Here is a 13,778-nt window from a genome sequence, read left to right as displayed (position 1 = left end):
CCTGAAACGCACTCCAAAGGAAGGTGTTACCCATGGAAGAAAACCACCCTTTAGCGAAGCTTGTCATCATTACAGGAATGTCGGGAGCGGGCAAGACGATCGCTGTACAAAGTTTGGAGGATCTCGGATTTTTTTGCGTGGATAATTTGCCTCCGTGTTGATCCCTAAGTTTGCAGAGCTCATTGAACAATCCGCGGGCAAAATAGGGAAAGTTGCATTGGTGATCGACCTTAGGGGCCGTGAGTTTTTTACAGCGCTGCAGGAATCGCTTCGCCACATTCAAGAGCATTTTACGCTCACCTATGAAATTCTGTTTTTGGATGCCACGGACGCATCGCTGGTACAGCGCTATAAAGAGAGCCGCCGGCGTCATCCTTTGGCTCCCCAAGGTGTTCCGCTTGATGGTATTGCACTGGAGCGCAAGCTCCTAGAGGAACTGAAAGGGCTGGCTACCCAAGTAATTGACACAAGCGTACTGAAGCCTGCTCAGTTGAAAGAAAGAATTGTATCCAGGTTTACCAATTTGGAGACGAACCGCATATCTATAAATGTAGTCTCTTTTGGCTTTAAATATGGTGTGCCGATTGATGCTGATTTGATTTTTGACGTCCGTTTCTTGCCCAATCCGCATTACGTAGACCAGCTTAGGCCCCAAACCGGCCAAAATCAGGATGTGTACGACTATGTGATGAAATGGAACGAAACGCAAGAGTTTCTCGCCAAGCTGCTGGATATGCTGCACTTCCTCATGCCGCAGTATAAGAAAGAGGGGAAGAGTCAGGTTGTTGTGGGCATCGGCTGCACGGGCGGCAAGCATAGGTCTGTAGCCATCTCCGAATATCTGGGCAAGGTTATGGGAAACAGCGAGACGGAGGTTGTCAGAGTCAGCCACCGGGACGCAGAGCGAGACCGCGCATAAGCATCAGGAAGAACAGCATGTGGTTGTTCACGACTAAGAGGGTGTATAAATGAAAAGAGAAGATACACAGCGCACTCCGAGCATTGTCGTCATCGGCGGGGGCACCGGGCTGTCGGTCATGCTTCGCGGGCTGAAGGAAAAGCCCGTTGACATCACGGCCATTGTTACGGTAGCTGATGACGGCGGCAGTTCGGGTATACTACGTTCAGAGCTGCAGATGCCGCCGCCTGGTGATATTCGCAACGTGCTAACCGCATTAGCAGATGTGGAGCCCCTGATGTCACTGATCTTACAGTATCGGTTTCAAAACGGTACAGGACTCGCCGGGCATTCACTCGGCAATCTCATCCTTGCCGCTCTAACGGACATTACGGGTGACTTTGTCACCGCCGTGAAAGAGATGAACCGTGTATTCGCGGTCAAAGGAAGAGTGCTTCCGGCTGCCAGCCAGGCTATTGTGCTGAAGGCGGAGATGGAAGATGGTTCCGTGGTGGAAGGGGAGTCGAAGATTCCCAAGGCGCTCGGACGGATTAAGCGTGTTTCCATCGAGCCGCCTGATGTGACTCCTTTGGAAGAAGCCATCCGCGCCATTCGCAAAGCGGATGCGATTCTGGTTGGTCCTGGCAGCTTGTATACGAGCATTCTTCCTAATTTGCTCGTTCCTCAGGTTGCAGAGGAAATTGTGAAATCGGATGCAGTGAAAATGTTCATTTGCAACGTGATGACGCAGCCTGGTGAGACGGATGATTACTCGGTCAGCGATCATTTAGGTGCGATTCACGAGCACTTGGGGCATCATTTATTTGATTATGTCATTGTGAATAATGGAGAAATACCCCCACAGGTACAGGCTAAATATGCAGAGAAGGGCGCCAAAGCCGTTCATCTGGATCTGGATGAAGTAACCAAACGGGGCTATCGTGTCATAGCGGACCGGTTGGTACTGTTCCGTACCTACCTGCGTCACGATGCTGAGAAGCTGAGTGACCATATTTATCAGCTTGTTGAAAGCTGGATGTTAAGGAAGAGGTGAGACCTTTGTCCTTTGCGGCACAAACAAAGAAGGAACTAACCCTAATTGAAACGGAATCATGCTGCGAGAAGGCGGAGCTGTCCGCGCTTATTCGGATGAACGGTACCGTTCAGCTCTCCAATCAACGTGTGATCCTGGATATTTCAACGGAGAACGCCGCCATTGCAAGGAGAATCTATACCCTCCTGAAAAAGAGGTATCAGCTTCATACTGAGCTTCTTGTACGCAAGAAGATGCGCCTCAAGAAGAACAACGTATACATCGTCAGAGTGCCGGCACAAGTACAGGAGCTGCTAAGCGACCTGAAAATCGTATCCGAGGGATTCTTGTTTACTCCAGGAATTGAGAGAGAGATTATACGGGGCAATTGCTGTAAACGCGCTTATCTGCGCGGTGCCTTCATGGCCGGCGGCTCTGTCAATAACCCGGAAGGCTCTTCCTATCACTTGGAAATAGCCTCCATTTACGAAGAGCATTGCAAGTCATTATGCCAGCTTGCTAACAGGTTCGATTTGAACGCCCGATTTATTGAACGTAAGAAAGGTTTTGTCCTCTACATCAAGGAAGGCGAGAAGATTATTGAATTTCTAAGTCTTATTGGAGCTCACCAAGCGCTCCTTCGTTTTGAAGATGTTCGTATTATGAAGGATATGCGGAATTCCGTGAATCGTATCGTCAACTGTGAGACGGCGAATCTAAACAAGACAATCGGCGCAGCTGTGAGACAGATTGACAACATTCGTCTGCTTCAGAGGGAAGTAGGACTTGAGAACCTTCCGGAGAAGCTTCGTGAAGTCGCGGAGATTAGATTGCAGCACCCGGACATGAATCTGAAGGAAGTAGGCGATATGTTAAAGGGGAGTGTCAGCAAATCCGGAGTCAATCATCGCCTGCGAAAAATAGATGAATTAGCCGAAAAACTTAGAAATTCGTAAGCAGGGACTGGAAACTCGTGGGATATGCAAGTTTTTCTCTTTTTTTCTAGTGTACTTGCGTGAAAAATGCTATAATGTTTAAACATAAGGAAATGAGCTGTTATTTGAAGTATTTCATATAAGCTTGAGTAGGGGGAATTGGTTCCATGTCCAGACGGCCAGTCGTTGTGAAGTTGAGAACGGGACTTCATGCCAGACCTGCGGCATTGTTTGTTCAAGAGGCAAATAAGTTTTCATCCGAAATCTTCGTGGAAAAGGATGAAAAGAAAGTGAATGCGAAAAGCATCATGGGAATTATGAGTCTCGCTATTAGCACTGGGACCGAGGTCTTCATTAGTGCAGAAGGTTCGGATGCCGAGCAGGCTGTAAACGCTTTAGTCACATTGGTTAGCAAAGAAGAATTGGAGAACCAATAATTCGTTCAAAAGCTTCCTTTCGAGGAAGCTTTTTTGCGGATGCATAAGTGTTCTCGTTGAGTGAAAAATAAAAATAATGGCAAATTTGTTAACATGCAGGTACATAGAGAAACCTTTTCCACTTGGCACACGTCTAATCACGTGAACAAAGAAGGAAAGGGATATTTGCCGTTCCGTTAGTTATCGTTCAGAAGGAGTATGTTTAAGCATGAAACTGTACAAGAAAGAATTAACCCTGCTGCTGACATTGCTTATGATGTTGATGAGCGTCGTTGCAGCGCCTGCAGCAGGAGCTGTCTCCGCCAGCGCCTCAATGATTTTGCTGTACTTGGACAAGACAGAAGCATTTGTAAACGATGAGCAGTACGAACTTAGCTCGCCAGCTACCATTATTGATGGAAGCACCTTTGTTCCGGCGAAATTCTTGGGCGATTCCATGGGCTTCAAGGTGGAGTGGAACGACGTTACACGTACGATTCACTTATCCCCGCCCGGATACGAAATCGATATGGATGTTGATAATAAAAAAGTGACGATTAACGGTGCGGAAATCCCGTTTGACTCCGTGGCTGCGATTGTTAATGGCAGCTTGCTTGTGAAGCTCACATGGGTCGCCGATTATATGGGGGCTAAGTATTCGTATAATGAAGAGTTTCGCCGTGTCGAAATTATTCACTTTCCTACACCGGAAGGGATCTATGTAGACCAGGACAGTAATTCCAGACCTGTTGCTAAGTTTACAACCGGTAAAGCATCCTATCGTCTTGGAGAGCCCGTCAAATATATTGATTTGAGCTACGATCCAGATGCAGAGGGTCTAATCTCATATGATTGGAAAGGGAATAAAGAAGTCTTTTTTCAACCAGGAAAGTACCCGGTGACGTTGACGGTTACCGATACGCACGGGCATGTCAGTAAAGAATTCAAGAGCTACGTCAATGTTGTGGATGAGCCCTACTTAAGTGAGTTCGAGTATCCGATTTACAACAAGCCTGTCGGCAGCTCCATTAAGGCGGATTGGGGCATCATTTGGTCTCATTTTAACAAAATGCCTGAGCTTAGTAAGAAAGTAACCGAGGTTACAGATAGAACGCTGCTTCTTAGTGACAGTCCTGAAGAATTTACAGAGCAGGGGATTCTATATCAAGATCAAATCAATGGCAAAGCAAGACTGTACGCAGACCATATTAACGGTACCGGGAAAAAGATGACGATGGCGATCTTTGCCACGAATAACACAGATAAACCGGTCACGATTACCACAACAAACAAAGGGGAAGTATGGCCATCCGTATACGCCAACTTAATCGGCAGTGAAGCGTCCGTAGATTTCCTGCTGAACAATGTGTATGATCAGAAGCTAACGGTTCCTCCGCATCAATCTTACGTGTATGCCAAACTGCCGGATTTTTATCCAGGTCAAGGTGTCAATCTGTTCTATGACTTGGAGACAGACGGTGAGCTGCAAATGTCCTTCGTCGTTGCGGAGAAGCTGACTCCAACTACACTGCAGCAGCTTCATCAGCTGCCTTACACCGGCCATGTTCGCGGGACGTTCCCAATATCGGAGTTACAGTGGAATATTAATGCGACCAATTTCTCGAAAACGTCCGTGGTCACCATTGGTGACAATAAGTCCGATCCTTTTGTAAAGGGCTATGACGTTGCGCGTAAGGAGAATGTTGAGAATGGCGGTAACTACGGCGTCGTGTATAAAATCCATGCAGACAAACCGCGGAAAATGGCGGTCATGATGATGGCCAAAGGCGGCGTGTTCAAGGGACCGTTTAAAGTGAATGGCGAAATGATCCCAGTACCTTATTCCGGGGTTGTTACAGCCTTTGACGGAGTCACGCTCCTGGCCCGGACAACGGGAGACGAGGATGCGCTCGATATTGAATTTACACCTCCTGCGGGATCGGCATTCCCGATTGATTTGATCTTTTATCCGCTGGAAGATAAAAAGTAACAGAAAAAACCAGCCTCTGCGAGCTCCTAAGCTCGTATGGGCTGGTTTCTTTCGTTTCCGATACAACGTAATGATTACACGCGCTCGATGACTTTATCGATAAGTCCGTATTCGGCTGCTTCGGCTGCGCTCATGAAGTAGTCGCGGTCGGTATCTTTCTCAATACGCTCGAGTGGCTGGCCGCTGCGCTCTGCGAGAATTTTGTTCAAGTTGTCGCGCATCTTGAGAATACGCTTTGCGCGGATCTCGATGTCGGAGGCTTGCCCTTCGGCACCGCCGAGCGGCTGGTGAATCATAACTTCACTGTTAGGCAGCGCGTAACGTTTGCCTTTGGCGCCGGCTGTTAGCAAGAACGCGCCCATAGATGCCGCCATCCCTACGCAAATCGTAGATACGTCAGGCTTAATGAATTGCATCGTATCATAGATGGCCATACCTGCAGTGATCGATCCGCCAGGGCTGTTGATGTACAGGCTAATATCTTTGTCAGGATCTTGAGCAGCAAGGAAAAGAAGTTGAGCAATAATGGAATTGGCAACAACGTCATTCACGCCTGTACCAAGGAAGATAATTCTGTCCTTCAGCAAGCGGGAATAAATGTCATAGCCTCTTTCACCGCGAGCGTCCTGTTCGACGACCATAGGGATAAAACTCATGAGAATGACCTCCTTCAGGTGTGTGCAATGGTTTCTTCTGGGTTATGCTACTTACAGTATTTCCAAGAGATTGTTTAATAAGACCACGGATATACGGGAATTACCAAAGGAACCTGCACATCCCTTGCGCCATGGAATGATTAAACAGCTGCTACACTATGTATGATACCGAAAAAGAGGATAAAGGTCAATAAAGGTCAAACTAGAGAAATAAAAAAATCAGTCTTCACTTGGAAAACTGATTGTCGTGTTTGAAAGTGGCGCGCCCGAAGGGAATCGAACCCCTATCTCAGGCTCCGGAGGCCTACGTCATATCCATTGGACCACGGGCGCATCATATGAATTTAGTGAAGCAAGGGTTATTATATGATAGGCAGCGGAAAAAAGCAAGATGGGATGTCAGGGTCATAAAAAATGGGCAAAATTGTTTGAACAATTGTTGAATCTCTCGAAGGAATTGGTTATAATAAACGTGCAAGGCAAATTTTTTTCGCCCCGGTGGGACACAAAATGTATACGCGGGACGAAAAGTGTCCATCACTATCTAAGGAAGCGGAGCGTTGATTCGTCTATGAGAGAAATCCTTGACATTCAGAAGCAGCTCCTGCCGGATCTGATGGATGTAATGAAGAAGCGGTACTCGATTCTCAGGCACATTCTTGTATCGGGTGTTGTCGGCAGAAGAACGCTCGCCAGTTCGCTGGATATGACGGAGCGAGTGCTGCGTGGAGAAGTTGATTTTCTCAAGGAGCAAGGTCTTTTGGAGACGGATGCCTCCGGGATGAAGATCAGCGAATCAGGCCGTCAGCTCTTGGAGAAGATGGAGCCGCTCATTAAGGTGGCCTTCGGGCTAACCGACCTTGAGGAAAGAATCGCAGAAGCTTTCGGATTGATTCATGTCGTTGTTGTTCCAGGTGATTCCGACAATTCCTCATTTACGAAGAAGGAGCTTGGCCGGGCAGGGGCGGCAGCGTTAAGGAAGTTTGTCGTTAAGGACGACGTAATTGCTGTGACAGGCGGTTCAACCATGGCTCAGGTCGCACATCACATGTCGATATCCTCTCGGATGAAGGGCAGCTGGTTCGTACCTGCCAGAGGTGGACTCGGAGAAAGCGTCGATATGCAGGCCAATACGATTGCCTCGACGATGGCGAAGAAGACTGGCGGTAAATATCGGCTACTGCATGTTCCTGATCATCTGGGTGAGGAAGCGTATCAAACCTTGATGCAGGACCCGCAGATTCAAGAGGTTGTCGATGTTGTTCGCAAATGCCGCATCGTCGTTCATGGAATCGGAGATGCTATGGTCATGGCTCGCAGACGCAAGGTCGATCAAGACACAACGCGCAGCCTGCAAGCCGAGGGAGCATTAGCGGAAGCGTTCGGGTATTATTTTGACAGGCAAGGCAATGTGGTGCATAAGATGCCTACCGTGGGACTGAGGCTGGATGATATTCAGAAGACTGAAGTTGTTATCGGAGTGGCAGGCGGCAAGAGCAAGGGGGAAGCGATTGCTTCCGTGCTTCGTCATGGGCAGGAAGACGTGCTTGTAACGGATGAAGCAGCAGCACTGGAAATGATGAAACATGCTGTGAGCAGGCCATCTTGACGTGTCTTCGGACCGTCTTGACATATAAATATTGTAAATCTTAGGAGGAATTCGCTATGGTAAAAGTAGGTATTAACGGTTTCGGACGTATTGGACGTAACGTATTTCGCGCAGCTTTGAACAGCTCCGAAGTACAAATCGTTGCAGTTAACGATTTGACAGATGTAAAAACATTGGCTCACTTGCTGAAATATGACACAACTCACGGTAAGCTTGACGCCACGGTTGAAGCTGGCGAAGGCGAATTGATCGTAAACGGTCGTTCCATTAAAGTATTTGCTGAGCGCGACCCTGGAAACCTTCCTTGGGCATCCGTTGGCGCAGAAATCGTAGTTGAATCTACTGGTATCTTCACAGCGAAAGACAAAGCTTCCCTTCACTTGAAAGGCGGCGCTAAGAAAGTTATCATCTCCGCTCCTGCTACAGACGAGGATATCACAATCGTTCTTGGCGTTAACGAAGATAAATACGATCCAGCTCAACACACAATTATCTCCAACGCTTCTTGCACAACAAACTGCTTGGCTCCATTTGCAAAAGTAATCAACGATCAATTCGGAATCATTAAAGGTATGATGACAACTGTTCACTCCTACACAAATGACCAATCCGTACTTGACGTTCCTCATAAAGACCTTCGCCGTGCTCGCGCAGCAGCTGAGAACATCATTCCTTCCAGCACTGGCGCAGCAAAAGCAATCGGTCTGGTTCTGCCTGAACTGAAAGGCAAATTGAACGGTATGGCAATGCGCGTTCCTACTCCTAACGTTTCCGTAACGGATCTAGTTGTAGAAACTAAAGTAAACGTAACTGTTGACGAAGTAAACGCAGCTCTGAAAGCAGCAGCTGAAGGTCCTTTGAAAGGAATCCTTAACTACTCCGATGAGCCGCTTGTTTCCAGCGACTACAACGGCGACCCAGCTTCCTCCACAATCGATGCTCTGTCCACGATGGTAGTTGGCGACAACATGCTGAAAGTGGTTTCCTGGTACGATAACGAGTGGGGCTACTCCAACCGTGTCGTTAACCTTGCTGCATACATCGCAAGCAAAGGTTTGTAATTTATAATCCGCACATTTGGATACACGTAAAGAGGAGAAGCGATTCTCCTCTTTACGTATGATTTTTACATAAAAAACCGCTCGGGAGGTCTGTTCCATGAATAAGAAAAGTGTTCGCGATGTTGAAGTATCCGGTAAAAGAGTGTTCGTCCGCGTCGATTTCAACGTGCCTTTGGAAAATGGTCAAATCACAGACGATACACGGATCAGAGAAACGCTGCCAACGATCAAATTCCTGGTAGATAAAGGTGCTAAAGTCATCCTGGCAAGCCACCTTGGCCGTCCAAAGGGTGAAGTCGTGGAAGAGCTTCGTTTGACTCCGGTAGCAGCTAGATTGTCCGAACTGCTGGGCAAGCCTGTAGTGAAAGCTGACGAAGCAGTTGGCGAAGCGGTTAAGGCGCAAGTTGCAGCTCTTCAAGATGGAGATGTATTGCTGCTTGAAAACGTGCGTTTCTACGCTGGTGAAGAGAAGAATGATGCTGAATTGGCAAAATCTTTTGCAGAACTGGCTGACCTGTATGTGAACGACGCTTTCGGCGCGGCTCACCGTGCTCATGCTTCTACAGAAGGCATCGCTCACTACCTTCCGGCTGTTTCCGGTCTTTTGATGGAGAAAGAATTGGATGTCCTGGGCAAAGCGCTGAACAATCCGGAGCGTCCTTTTACAGCCATCGTTGGCGGAGCGAAAGTAAAAGACAAGATCGATGTCATCAACAACCTGCTGAACATCGCAGACAACATCATCATCGGCGGAGGCTTGTCCTACACCTTCTTGAAAGCACAAGGTAACGAAATCGGTAAATCCCTCGTGGATAACGAAAAGCTGGATCTTGCGCTTAGCTTCATTGCAAAAGCAAAAGAAAAAGGCGTAAACTTCCTGCTTCCGGTTGATATCGTAGTCGCAGACAAATTTGGCGCAGACGCAAACACGCAAATCGTAGGCGTTGACGGCATCCCTGCTGAGTGGGAAGGCATCGACATCGGACCGAAAACTCGTGAAATTTACGCGGACACAATTGCGAAATCCAAGCTGGTTGTGTGGAACGGACCTATGGGCGTATTTGAAATCGAACCTTTCTCTCACGGTACTCGTGCGGTAGCTCAAGCATGTGCAGAAGCTTCCGGCTACACAGTCATCGGCGGCGGTGATTCCGCAGCGGCTGCTGAGAAATTCCACCTGGCTGACAAAATGGATCACATCTCCACAGGCGGCGGCGCTTCCTGGAATTCATGGAAGGCAAAGCACTGCCGGGCGTTGTGGCTTTGAACGATAAATAATTGGCTTACGAAGCCAGTTTATACAGTTGATAAAGAGTAATGAAGAGCTCAGTAGTTTTCGGAGAAGTGTAGCGGTCCCCTTTGACAGGTCGTTATCACCTTAGAAAGTTTTATTTCAATGAAAGAACGACATGTCAACAGGGATCGGAGAAAAGCTGCTGAAGCTTGTAATGGATCTGCTTTATCAACATTGGAACTTTGGTTACGAAGCCAGCTTTCTGGCGAAAACTCTAAGGAGGCTTACCCATGAGCAGAACCCCCATTATCGCAGGTAACTGGAAAATGTTCAAAACCGTTAGCGAAGCGACAAGCTTCATTAACGAGGTAAAAGGCGCAGCGGAAGTTGCAGGCGTAGAGAGCGTAATCTGCTCTCCTTACACGAATCTTCCGGCACTTGTTGAAGCTGTGAAAGGCACTGCGCTGCATATCGGCGCGCAAAACCTTCACTTCGAAGACAACGGTGCTTACACAGGCGAAATCAGCGGCGTGATGCTGAAAGAGCTTGGCGTTGAGTATGTGATCATCGGACATTCCGAACGTAGAGCTTACTTTGGCGAGACAGACGAGATCGTCAACAAGAAGGTAACTGCGGCGTTCAAGCACGGCTTGAAGCCGATCCTTTGCGTAGGTGAGAAGCTGGAAGAGCGCGAAGCAGGTCAAACCAAAGAAGTTTGCAAAGTACAAACAGAAGCAGCTTTCCAAGGTCTGAGCGCGGAGCAAGCAGCTCAAGTTGTCATCGCGTACGAGCCAATCTGGGCGATCGGCACTGGCAAATCTTCCACTGCGGCAGATGCACAGGACGTTATCGGCTACATTCGCGAGCTTGTAAGCGGTCTGTACGGCGCTTCCGTTGCAGATGCAGTTCGCATCCAATACGGCGGCAGCGTGAAGCCGAACAACATTGCCGAGTACATGGCACAGCCTGACATCGACGGTGCGCTTGTAGGCGGAGCGAGCTTGGAGCCTGCTTCCTACATCCAATTGGTTCAGGGGGCGAAGTAAGATGTCCAGACCGAAACCGGTAGCGCTGATCATTCTGGACGGCTTCGGACTTCGTTCGGATGAACAGGGCAACGCTGTGGCTCATGCCAAAAAGCCCAACTATGACCGTTACTGGTCGACGTTCCCGCATACAACGCTTACTGCTTGCGGTGAAGCTGTAGGATTGCCGGAAGGCCAGATGGGGAACTCTGAAGTAGGGCATCTGAATATCGGTGCAGGTCGCACGGTATACCAGGACCTGACCCGGATCTCCAAATCGATTCGCGATGGTGAGTTCTACGACAACGAAACACTGATCGGTGCCGTTCGCCATGCGAAAACAAACGGTAAGAAGCTTCACCTGTACGGCTTGCTTTCGGACGGCGGCGTACACAGCCACATTCAGCATTTGTTCGCATTGCTGGATCTGGCTAAGAAAGAAGAATTGGAAGAAGTGTACATTCATGCGTTCCTGGACGGCCGCGACGTGGCTCCGGACTCCGCCAAGAAGTACATGGAGAGCCTGCTTGCCAAAATCGCCGAAGTAGGCGTAGGCAAAATCGCAACGGTTCAAGGCCGCTATTATGCGATGGACCGTGACAAGCGTTGGGAGCGTACCGAGAAGTCCTACAGAGCCATGGTGTATGGCGAAGGCCCGACGTACACAGATCCGATGCAAGCGATCATCGAGTCTTACGAGAAATCCGTTTTCGACGAATTCGTCATGCCGACGGTTATCGTAGGAGCGGACAACAAGCCAGTTGGTCTTGTGGAATCTGGAGACGCGGTTGTGTTCTTCAATTTCCGTCCTGACCGCGCGATCCAATTATCGCAGGTATTCACGAATGAAGACTTCCGCGGTTTCGACCGTGGAGACAAAGTGCCTACGAACCTGTACTACGTATGCTTGACGCTGTTCAGCGAGTCCGTGGATGGTTTCGTAGCGTATAAGCCTAAGAACTTAGATAACACGCTCGGGGAAGTGCTGGCTCAGAACAATCTGAAGCAGCTTCGCATTGCCGAGACGGAGAAATACCCGCACGTTACTTTCTTCTTCAGCGGCGGACGTGATGTCGAGCTTCCAGGCGAGACGCGCATTCTCATTCCTTCGCCAAAGGTCGCTACTTACGACCTGCAGCCGGAAATGAGCGCTTATGAAGTGGCTGAAGCTGCGGTAAAAGAAATCGAAGCTGAGCGTCAAGATGTGATCATCTTGAACTTTGCGAACCCTGACATGGTAGGTCATTCCGGTCTTCTGGAGCCGACAGTCAAAGCGATTGAAGCTACGGACGAGTGCCTGGGCAAAGTCGTTGAAGCTGTTTTGGCAAAAGGCGGCGTTGTATGCATCACAGCCGACCATGGTAATGCAGACGTTGTTACCAACCCGGACGGCACGCGCAACACGGCTCATACGACGAATCCGGTGCCATTTATTGTCACGGACAAATCTGTTACACTAAGAGACGGCGGAATTTTGGCGGATATTGCCCCTACGATGCTGGATTTCCTGCAAGTGAAACAACCGGAGCAAATGACCGGTTCTACGATCATTAAGCGATAATCGCAACCATATTATAAAAGGAGTGTTTTTCACGATGACTATCATTTCCGACGTTTACGCTCGCGAAGTCCTGGACTCCCGCGGTAACCCAACTGTAGAGGTAGAAGTATACCTTGAATCCGGCGCTTTCGGCCGTGCAATCGTTCCTTCAGGCGCTTCCACTGGCGCATACGAAGCTGTTGAGCTTCGCGACGGTGACAAAGGCCGTTACCTTGGTAAAGGTGTTCTGAAAGCTGTTGATAACGTGAACGAAATCATCGCTCCTGAGCTGATCGGCTTGGACGCTCTTGATCAAGTTGGTATCGACAACAAAATGATCGAAATCGACGGTACGCCTAACAAAGCAAAATTGGGTGCTAACGCAATTCTTGCTGTTTCCATGGCTGTAGCTCGCGCAGCAGCAGACGCTCTGGATGTACCTTTGTACACATACCTGGGCGGATTTAACGCAAAAACATTGCCAGTTCCAATGATGAACATCATCAACGGCGGCGCGCATGCTGATAACAACGTAGACGTTCAAGAGTTCATGGTTCTGCCAGTAGGCGCTCCAACGTTCAAAGAAGCTCTTCGCATTGGCGCTGAGATCTTCCACAGCTTGAAGTCCGTTCTGAAAGAAAAAGGCCTGAACACAGCAGTTGGCGACGAAGGCGGCTTTGCTCCTAACTTCGCATCCAATGAAGAAGCTCTTTCCACAATCATCACTGCAATCGAAAAAGCTGGCTACAAACCAGGTGAAGATGTATTCTTGGGTATGGACGTTGCTTCCACGGAGTTCTTCAAAGACGGTAAATACCACCTTGAAGGCGAAGGCAAATCCTACACGCCTGCTGAGTTCGTAGACTTCTTGGCTGCATGGGTAGACAAATACCCAATCATCACTATCGAAGACGGTTGCTCTGAAGACGATTGGGAAGGTTGGAAATTGCTTACTGAGAAATTGGGCGGCAAAGTACAGCTCGTTGGCGACGACTTGTTCGTAACGAACACATCCCGTCTGTCCACAGGTATCGAGCAAGACATCGCAAACTCCATCTTAGTAAAAGTAAACCAAATCGGTACGTTGACTGAGACTTTTGATGCGATCGAAATGGCTAAACGCGCTGGTTACACAGCGGTAATCTCCCACCGTTCCGGTGAGAGCGAAGACAGCACCATCGCTGACATCGCTGTTGCTACGAACGCTGGACAAATCAAAACAGGCGCGCCTTCCCGTACGGACCGCGTTGCGAAATACAACCAATTGCTTCGCATTGAAGATGAGCTTCAATCCGTTGCTCAATACGCAGGTAAAAAAGCTTTCTACAACCTGAGAAACTTCAAGTAATCTTCTGCGTACGAAATAACTGAATAAGACCTG

General features: G+C 48.7%; 10 protein-coding genes, 1 tRNA gene and 2 pseudogenes. 11 read left to right on the top strand and 2 right to left on the bottom strand.

Annotated elements, in window-relative coordinates; genetic code table 11:
• Positions 1-32 precede the first annotated feature (32 nt).
• The 5 genes and pseudogenes from rapZ (at position 33) to L0M14_RS26415 (ending at position 5,272) form a co-directional block, all read left to right on the top strand.
• Positions 33-919: pseudogene (gene rapZ, locus L0M14_RS26435) on the top strand (RNase adapter RapZ).
• A gap of 49 nt (positions 920-968) precedes the next feature.
• The gene (locus tag L0M14_RS26430) at positions 969-1,952 is read left to right on the top strand and encodes a gluconeogenesis factor YvcK family protein (RefSeq protein WP_235119404.1); all 984 of its coding nucleotides are present in this window, start codon (positions 969-971) and stop codon (positions 1,950-1,952) included.
• Between the two features lie 5 nt (positions 1,953-1,957).
• On the top strand, positions 1,958-2,887 hold the full coding sequence (whiA, locus tag L0M14_RS26425) for a DNA-binding protein WhiA (RefSeq protein WP_235119403.1): 930 nt from the start codon (positions 1,958-1,960) through the stop codon (positions 2,885-2,887).
• Between the two features lie 146 nt (positions 2,888-3,033).
• Entirely contained in the window at positions 3,034-3,303 is a 270-nt protein-coding gene (locus L0M14_RS26420) for an HPr family phosphocarrier protein (RefSeq protein ID WP_028555561.1), read from the top strand.
• 208 nt (positions 3,304-3,511) lie between these two features.
• On the top strand, positions 3,512-5,272 hold the full coding sequence (locus L0M14_RS26415; protein ID WP_235119402.1) for a stalk domain-containing protein: 1,761 nt from the start codon (positions 3,512-3,514) through the stop codon (positions 5,270-5,272).
• Between the two features lie 74 nt (positions 5,273-5,346).
• On the opposite strand, the gene clpP is transcribed toward L0M14_RS26415, so the two are convergent.
• Both clpP and L0M14_RS26405 read right to left on the bottom strand, forming a co-directional pair.
• On the bottom strand, positions 5,347-5,928 hold the full coding sequence (gene clpP, locus L0M14_RS26410) for an ATP-dependent Clp endopeptidase proteolytic subunit ClpP (protein WP_235119401.1): 582 nt from the start codon (positions 5,926-5,928) through the stop codon (positions 5,347-5,349).
• A 258-nt stretch (positions 5,929-6,186) separates the two neighbouring features.
• Positions 6,187-6,261, bottom strand: a tRNA-Arg gene (locus L0M14_RS26405).
• A gap of 238 nt (positions 6,262-6,499) precedes the next feature.
• Between L0M14_RS26405 and L0M14_RS26400 the strand changes: the two genes are divergently transcribed.
• The 6 genes and pseudogenes from L0M14_RS26400 to eno all read left to right on the top strand — a co-directional run bounded on the left by L0M14_RS26400 (position 6,500) and on the right by eno (position 13,745).
• Positions 6,500-7,537 carry a sugar-binding transcriptional regulator gene (locus L0M14_RS26400; protein WP_235119400.1) on the top strand — a complete coding sequence of 346 codons (1,038 nt, stop codon included), beginning with the start codon at positions 6,500-6,502 and terminating at the stop codon, positions 7,535-7,537.
• Between the two features lie 56 nt (positions 7,538-7,593).
• A complete protein-coding gene (gap, locus tag L0M14_RS26395) occupies positions 7,594-8,598 on the top strand; it encodes a type I glyceraldehyde-3-phosphate dehydrogenase (protein ID WP_235119399.1) in 1,005 nt (334 codons plus the stop codon).
• Positions 8,599-8,695: 97 nt separating this feature from the next.
• Positions 8,696-9,876: pseudogene (locus L0M14_RS26390) on the top strand (phosphoglycerate kinase).
• 246 nt (positions 9,877-10,122) lie between these two features.
• Complete coding sequence (tpiA, locus tag L0M14_RS26385) at positions 10,123-10,878, top strand: triose-phosphate isomerase (protein ID WP_235119398.1); 756 nt, start codon at positions 10,123-10,125, stop codon at positions 10,876-10,878.
• A 1-nt stretch (position 10,879) separates the two neighbouring features.
• Positions 10,880-12,418, top strand: a complete 1,539-nt coding sequence (gene gpmI, locus L0M14_RS26380; RefSeq protein ID WP_235119397.1) for a 2,3-bisphosphoglycerate-independent phosphoglycerate mutase — start codon at positions 10,880-10,882, stop codon at positions 12,416-12,418.
• A gap of 34 nt (positions 12,419-12,452) precedes the next feature.
• Entirely contained in the window at positions 12,453-13,745 is a 1,293-nt protein-coding gene (gene eno, locus L0M14_RS26375) for a phosphopyruvate hydratase (RefSeq protein WP_235119396.1), read from the top strand.
• Positions 13,746-13,778: the final 33 nt, after the last annotated feature.

Origin of the sequence: Paenibacillus hexagrammi (assembly GCF_021513275.1) — a bacterium.
Lineage (GTDB): Bacteria > Bacillota > Bacilli > Paenibacillales > NBRC-103111 > Paenibacillus_E > Paenibacillus_E hexagrammi.
Note: the sequence above shows the minus strand (reverse complement) of the source record. Positions and strands in the feature narration are given on the sequence as shown.

Bases quoted from the DNA above. Each gene is read 5' to 3' on its own strand.
- L0M14_RS26400 (WP_235119400.1), top strand. From the start codon at position 6,500: ATGAGAGAAATCCTTGACATTCAGAAGCAGCTCCTGCCGGATCTGATG.
- eno (WP_235119396.1), top strand. From the start codon at position 12,453: ATGACTATCATTTCCGACGTTTACGCTCGCGAAGTCCTGGACTCCCGC.
- tpiA (WP_235119398.1), top strand. From the start codon at position 10,123: ATGAGCAGAACCCCCATTATCGCAGGTAACTGGAAAATGTTCAAAACC.
- L0M14_RS26415 (WP_235119402.1), top strand. From the start codon at position 3,512: ATGAAACTGTACAAGAAAGAATTAACCCTGCTGCTGACATTGCTTATG.
- clpP (WP_235119401.1), bottom strand. From the start codon at position 5,928: ATGAGTTTTATCCCTATGGTCGTCGAACAGGACGCTCGCGGTGAAAGA.
- gpmI (WP_235119397.1), top strand. From the start codon at position 10,880: ATGTCCAGACCGAAACCGGTAGCGCTGATCATTCTGGACGGCTTCGGA.
- L0M14_RS26430 (WP_235119404.1), top strand. From the start codon at position 969: ATGAAAAGAGAAGATACACAGCGCACTCCGAGCATTGTCGTCATCGGC.
- gap (WP_235119399.1), top strand. From the start codon at position 7,594: ATGGTAAAAGTAGGTATTAACGGTTTCGGACGTATTGGACGTAACGTA.
- L0M14_RS26420 (WP_028555561.1), top strand. From the start codon at position 3,034: ATGTCCAGACGGCCAGTCGTTGTGAAGTTGAGAACGGGACTTCATGCC.